Genomic DNA, 6,232 nt, shown 5'->3' with positions numbered 1-6,232 from the left:
GGGGGTGTGGTGGGCCGGCAGCCGGCCGGGCCGCGCGGCCACGAGCCCGCGCGGCGTAGGGGAGCGCACGCCGGCCGTGTCGGCGAGCTGGCGGCGGTCGCGGGGTAGCGGTTACTGCGCCTCCGGCGGGGGCGCTCCGGCTCCAGGATGGCCGGGGCTGCGTCGGCGGGTCGCGGTTAGTGGGTGGTTGCGGGAGGCCATCCCGTCTGCCATCGACCCGGGCGAGCCGAGCAGACCGCCGCCCGACCCGCCAGCGTCCGTACGGGCGTCAAGGTCCGCTTGACGTGGCGGGCCGGGCGGCGGCCCGCTCCCCAGGTGGGCGGGTCGACGGCAGACGGGATGGCAAGCAATGGCAGCAGCGCTACCAGCTCTGTTCCCCTTGCAAGGTCGTGGTGCGCCGCGCCCGGTGCCCCAGATAGGGCCACTCATCGAACCTCATACGTCGACAACCCGGAAGGTGGGACCCGAACTGGCGAACAAAACGCAGGTAAGGGCGTGGCATCGGACCTGTGTCGTCGTGCGGGCGGAGGCAGTTGACGGTTGGACGGCCGCCAGCGGATGATCCATCGATGTGTCGGGTTAGCGAGCGGGACGCTGGTCCTCATAGGCAACATGATCGCCGTCATGCGGTGGCGTCAGGAGAGCGGATTTCATGAAGTTCCTTCTCACGTCGTCGGGCATCTGTAACCCGAGCATCTCCGACGCGCTCGTCGACCTGCTGGGCAAGCCGATCGCCGAGTCCACGGCCCTGTTCATTCCCACCGGTGTCTACCCCTTCTCCGGCGGGGGTGAGAGGGCGTGGAAGGCGATTCACGGCCACGTTTCGATCCCGCTGTGCCAGCTGGGTTGGAAGTCCCTGGGGATGTTGGAGCTCACCGCGCTGCCGACCATTCGAGAAGAGAACTGGGTCCCGGCGGTCCGGGAGGCCGATGCCCTCCTCGTCTGGGGCGGCGATGTGCTGTACCTGACCTACTGGCTGCGCCAGTCGGGCCTGGCTGACCTCCTGCCGTCGCTGAGTGACACGGTTTATGTGGGGGTCAGCGCCGGGAGTATCGCGGTCACCCCGTACAACTGCGACGCCGAATTCAACCTTGGATTCGTCCCTGACGGCAGCGACATGGCGCAGGGCGCCGACCGGGCGCTGGGGCTGGTGGATTTCACGCTGTACCCCCACCTCAATCATCCGGACATGGAGGACGCCGAGCTGTCCAACATCCAGAAGTGGGCGTCCGGAATCCCGGTCCCGACTTACGCCATCGACGACAACACCGCCATCAAGGTGGTCGATGGCACCGTTGACGTCATCTCCGAAGGCTACTGGAGACTGATCAACCCCTGACCGAGACGTCCCTTCAGCCGAGCCAGCCCTACACAGGGCGGGTCCACAACTCAAGAACACAGCAATCGGCCGAAGAGACGTGGGCCCGATAGACCCCGACAAGTGGGACCCGAACTGGCCCACAGAACCACTCGCCGGTTGCAGATCTCAAGGGCGCACACACCGGCACTCCCGGCTAGGCTCGCGACCTGCGCGTACCGGACTGTCAGCGACCGCCTCGCCGCAATCCATAGGTTCAGGCTGGATCGGAACGTCTATCCGGTGGACCACGCACGAAGCAGCGGGGAGGCATCGAACGCTCCGTCTGCCGGCGACGTCTGACGACAACCGGCGGGGTTGTTGCCGAGCTAGCCGGCACCGGATGACAGCCGATAGCAGCAGACGATGCGCCGCAACGGCGTTCACACCGAAGCGTCCGGCCTGTATGGAGTTCGGTGCTGGCTACATGGCCGCACGGGTCCTTGGCCCGTCTGCCCAGGGCGGCATGCCGTCGAGGTTCTCGCCTTCAGCCCCTCCAGGGAAGATCACGGCCGGCGATCGTATAGCTCATAATCGCTGAATGACGATGAGTGCACGCACAGAGACGACGACCTGGTGGAACACCGTCGACTTTCGTGAAGCGCCACCCGGCTGGCGGGTTGTCTCTCTCTGGCAAGGGAAGCGCGTGGTCCATCACGTAGCGGGCTGGCTGATTCAGGACCGCTACGAGCTCGACGCCGAAGCGGACAAAGTCGTCGACACCCCGGACGAGATGGGCCGCGAACGCCGGGTCATCCCGGGTATCTGCGCTGAGGGCTATGGCTGGGCTGTCGTAGCGATCGACGAAAACCTCGAGGGCGGCGGCGAGGAGAATTGGGTAGTACTTGCGCCGGGCGAGGCCGAACCGACTGCTGAGGCCCAAGAAGCTGAGGCGAAGCGGCGGGCCGACGCGGCAGCAAAGAAGGCTCAAGCTTGAGCGGCGGGCCGCGTTGGACGGTCGACCCTCATCTACCCCTTAAGAAGCCGGACCGGGATCGCCGACGTTGGTGGATGCTTTGCCGTCGATGCCGCCAACTTGATCTCGTAACGTTGACACCACCAGCACGGGATCCTGAAGCGGGCTCCTCCGGCCCGGTTTGACGCGCGCCTCGGTAGGGAAATTTCGCGGACACCTCAATGAAGGAGGGCTGTATGGAGACGTCCGCTAGCGTCGGGCGCAGTTACCGACAGCCGACACGTCCATGCGCGGCGGCGCGTGTTGCAGCGCCGACCGCGAGGGGGCGAGCCTAATGGCTCGCGTCGGTCGCTACGGGATCCCAGGGTTCGTGTGGTTCCTGATCTGGCTCGTCGTCTGCATCTTGATCGTCATCCTGTTGGCGCTGCTCATTCACCACTTCGGAGGCGCCTCGCTATCACTCAAGCTCGGCCACTTTTACCTGAACATCGGGGTCACCTGACCTGCCAGATCGTCGACACTCCGGCGCCGGTATTGCACCAGGCGTGTTAGCCGTCGCCTTCGGTGACCAGGTGGTCGACGAGTTGGGCTTGCCTGAGCTGCCAGACGACGACCATGCCGCCTGGGAGGTGGTGGTCTCGTATGCGCCGCGGCTGTTGTCCGGGGTCATCGCGCCGGTGCATGGCGCGCATGCCATCGCTGCCTATGCCGGAGCTCTAGGGTTCCCGGAGCCCCTTGCCACGTTCGCCTTCCTGGCCGAGCTGTGGGTGACGATCGGGTCGGACTCCACTGGACGAGCAAGGCCGAGCGTGGACCATGCCAGCAGCCCGGAGCCGACAGAGCAGCAGGTAAGCGCACTGTGATTGTTGCCTGGGGGTCAAGGGGTCGACGAGGACCAGGTCCAGGCCGTCGCTAGGCCGTCAAAGGCGGACCAGCGGTGATCACCAACAACCGTCGATGCCAAGCGTTCGCACAGCTCAGAGCCGGAATGCACACCCATTGTCGGACATGCCCGATAGGCCGGCCACAGTTCAACGCCAAGTGGTGACCACATGGGAGAATGCGACCAAGTCGCAGGCGTACCTGGGGGGAGGCATCGTGTCGAGATGGCAAATGCTCCGGTTCGCGATGGTCCGCCTCATTTGTCAGCCATGGAGGCTGGCGGTTGTCGCAGGAGTCGTTGTATACGCTACCTGGCTGGATGAGCAAATTCCCGAGCATGGGTTAGGCCGCTTCGTCCTCCAGTTACTGCTTGAAGTTCCGGCGATGATTCTCGCCGGCGCGTTCATGTTGTTGCCTCCCGTCCAAGCCGACTCGACCGAGCAGAATGCGAACCTTGAACACGGTGGCGAGGCGGCGGACCGATCGTCGGGCGAGTGACTGACTGAGTGACAATCGCCCGACCGCTGGCGGAGAGACCTCCACCATGAGCAACTATTGCCCGCACCAAACTGCCTACTACCTCGTCGGCTTGGACGCTAGGCATCCGACGGTGTCAATCGTGGATGTGACCGGTCGCGACCTCCTCTGACATCCGCTTATTCAGCGAGTAGCTTCCCCCGGGCAGAGTCAAGCGGCCGGCGAGCTGGAACAGCGGCAGGGCCCGCTTGACATCAGCGGTTGGCATCAACGGTGGCGGCCGCGGCCGGACAGGCTCATACGGATGCCGCTACGGGCACGAACGCAGCAACCGTCGGCGGACACTGCGACGCTCTCCGAAAGCGCCTTACCAGCGAGTGGTCGTCCGTCGCGAGCTGACTCGTGACTAGGCCACGGCGCTCGCGCGGTGGGTGTGGCATGGCAAGCGGCCCTTGAGGAGCAGCCGATGGGCAAACCCAAGGCCCTGCTCACCGGTCGTAGGCCGATCCCGATCGCTTCCGACGTCAAGCGGAAGTCGAGAGCGGACGCCGGTGCGAACGTGAAATGCGGTCCGGGCAAGAAACCCGTCCAGTTGACCGACCCCGGATGTCACCGATGGCGGCTACGGCGATCATCCCGCTGTCAACTATTGAGGACCCGCAAGGAGCTTCGGCGTGGAGGCATCCGAGAACGAGCTGTCCGTACCGGTCGACTACGTGCCGGGGGCGCGCGGCCACGGAGTTTTGGCCGTCGGTCCCGATAGCGACGGCGGCGACGCCGTGGCGGTGTGGCGCCTCAGCCCGACCGGTCGCGCCGGTGGAGCGTGGGTGGTCCGCTTCGACGAAATCGAACGGGACCCCGAGCAGCTGCGTCGCATCATGTCGATGTTGCAGGACCGATGCCTGGTCGACTGGGACAGAGACACCCTTACCGACGTCCTGGCCAGGATCGGCGAGGAACTGCCGGCCGAACTGCTCACCGCCCTCCAGGGCAACATCCTCACTATCCCCGAGCTGCTGGCAGAGGTCAGCGAACACAGGTCCACCTACACCGCTGCCGTCGAGCAGCACAGGGCGAGCACCAGGTCGAAGATCGCTCCGCTTGCGTGGCCCACCGAGATGCCAGACCAGCAGGCCCTCGCCACCTGGGCCGCCCGGGCCCATTCCACGGCTGCGTCACCGGTCGCGGCGACGGCTCTGGCCCTGACCGCGGCCGTCGCCAGTACCGCCCAACTGTGGCAGGACACCGAGCAGGCGCGGTACCGCCGCGTCTACCTGCGCTCGCTGGGTGACCCGCAGCCGCTGCCACCCCGGTGGTTAGCGCGACTGCGTGAGGCCGTCGGCAGCACCTCCTTGGTCTCGGCGTAGGGAGCGACGTGTACGCAGTCATCGACCTTGAAACCACGGGTCTTCGTACGAGCTGGCACGACCGAATTGTCGAAGTGGCCGTTGTCCAGGTCGACGAGAACGGTCGAGTTACCGACGAGTGGTGCAGCCTGGTCAACCCGGACCGCGACCTCGGGCCACAGGCCATCCACGGCATCTCTGCGGCCGAGGCACGGAGGGCACCCCGCTTCGAACAGGTTGCTGGCCACCTCGCCGGCATGCTGCGCGGCCGGGTCCTAGTCGCCCACAACCTGACCTTCGACGCCCCGTTTCTACACGCCGAGTACCAGCGCGTGGGGATCCACGCACCGATCGACCCGGCCGTTGGCCTCTGCACGATGCGGCTGGCCTCGCACTTCCTGCCCTCGGCCGGTCGCAGCCTGCGCGACTGCTGTCGGGCCGCTGGGCTGCCGCTGCACCAGGCGCACTCAGCGCTGCATGACGCCCGCGCCGCCGCCCAACTCCTGACTTACTACATCACAGCAGCCGGCAGCCCGCCCCCGTGGGCAGCTGTAGTAACGGCGGCCGCGGGACTCACCTGGCCGTCGTATGCCGCTCACCCCGTGGTGGCCGCTCAACGGCGCGCCGCAGGCCAGCGGGAACAGCACTTCCTGGCCCGACTGGTCGACCGGCTGCCCCGGCTGCACGAGCCGCAGGGCGACGCCTACATGGACCTACTCGATCAGGCGCTCCTTGACCGGCACATCTCTGCCACGGAGGCCGACGCGCTCGTCGCCACAGCGGAGATGTTCGGGCTCGCCCGCGCCGACGTCGAGCACCTGCACCGGACCTACCTGGCGAGCCTGGCTGGGATCGCGCTTGAAGACGGCATCCTGACCCCAACTGAGCGCCACGACCTGGACGAGGTGGCCGGGTTGCTCGGCCTCCAACAATCCGACGTCGACCGAGCTTTGGCCGCCGCAGCTACAACCATCCCGCAGCAGCGTCGGCCCGACGCGTGGCGGCTTCAACCCGGGGACACAGTGGTCTTCACTGGCGCCATGGAGCCTCCGCGGTGGGAGTGGGAGGAGCAAGCAAGGGCTGCCGGCCTTCAAGTGGGCAACACCGTCACGAAGAAGACGCGGCTCCTAGAGCCTGTGTCGAAGTCGGTCACAGCCACTCGCTGATCGCGGCGATGTGCACGGTGGCTTCGTAGCGCACGGCGAGCTTGTCGAATCGGGTGGCCACGGCGCGGTTGCGCTTGAGCCGGTTGAT

At 66.4% G+C, this 6,232-nt stretch carries 7 protein-coding genes and 1 pseudogene; 7 read left to right on the top strand and 1 reads right to left on the bottom strand.

Annotation, left to right across the window (positions count from 1 at the left end; all coding sequences use genetic code 11):
- The first annotated feature begins 652 nt into the window (after positions 1–652).
- The 7 genes from DKL51_RS03535 to DKL51_RS03510 all read left to right on the top strand — a co-directional run bounded on the left by DKL51_RS03535 (position 653) and on the right by DKL51_RS03510 (position 6,144).
- Complete coding sequence (locus tag DKL51_RS03535) at positions 653–1,339, top strand: Type 1 glutamine amidotransferase-like domain-containing protein (protein WP_109945449.1); 687 nt, start codon at positions 653–655, stop codon at positions 1,337–1,339.
- A 559-nt stretch (positions 1,340–1,898) separates the two neighbouring features.
- Positions 1,899–2,294 carry a hypothetical protein gene (locus tag DKL51_RS03530; protein ID WP_123809836.1) on the top strand — a complete coding sequence of 132 codons (396 nt, stop codon included), beginning with the start codon at positions 1,899–1,901 and terminating at the stop codon, positions 2,292–2,294.
- 349 nt (positions 2,295–2,643) lie between these two features.
- Positions 2,644–2,775 carry a hypothetical protein gene (locus DKL51_RS36110; RefSeq protein WP_260428364.1) on the top strand — a complete coding sequence of 44 codons (132 nt, stop codon included), beginning with the start codon at positions 2,644–2,646 and terminating at the stop codon, positions 2,773–2,775.
- Positions 2,776–2,818: 43 nt separating this feature from the next.
- The gene (locus DKL51_RS03525; RefSeq protein WP_109945452.1) at positions 2,819–3,136 is read left to right on the top strand and encodes a hypothetical protein; all 318 of its coding nucleotides are present in this window, start codon (positions 2,819–2,821) and stop codon (positions 3,134–3,136) included.
- 181 nt (positions 3,137–3,317) lie between these two features.
- Positions 3,318–3,653 carry a hypothetical protein gene (locus tag DKL51_RS03520; protein ID WP_123809835.1) on the top strand — a complete coding sequence of 112 codons (336 nt, stop codon included), beginning with the start codon at positions 3,318–3,320 and terminating at the stop codon, positions 3,651–3,653.
- A 653-nt stretch (positions 3,654–4,306) separates the two neighbouring features.
- Positions 4,307–4,999 (top strand): DUF6218 family protein, encoded by a 693-nt coding sequence (locus tag DKL51_RS03515; protein WP_109945454.1) that lies wholly within the window; start codon positions 4,307–4,309, stop codon positions 4,997–4,999.
- A gap of 8 nt (positions 5,000–5,007) precedes the next feature.
- Positions 5,008–6,144 (top strand): exonuclease domain-containing protein, encoded by a 1,137-nt coding sequence (locus DKL51_RS03510; RefSeq protein WP_109966586.1) that lies wholly within the window; start codon positions 5,008–5,010, stop codon positions 6,142–6,144.
- On the opposite strand, the pseudogene DKL51_RS36105 reads toward DKL51_RS03510, so the two are convergent.
- Positions 6,128–6,232: pseudogene (locus tag DKL51_RS36105) on the bottom strand (IS5 family transposase); the annotation flags it as partial. The gene DKL51_RS03510 and the pseudogene DKL51_RS36105 overlap by 17 nt on opposite strands.

Source organism: Micromonospora globispora (assembly GCF_003857015.1).
Classification (GTDB): domain Bacteria; phylum Actinomycetota; class Actinomycetes; order Mycobacteriales; family Micromonosporaceae; genus Micromonospora; species Micromonospora globispora.
This window is presented reverse-complemented; position numbering and strand designations above follow the sequence as displayed.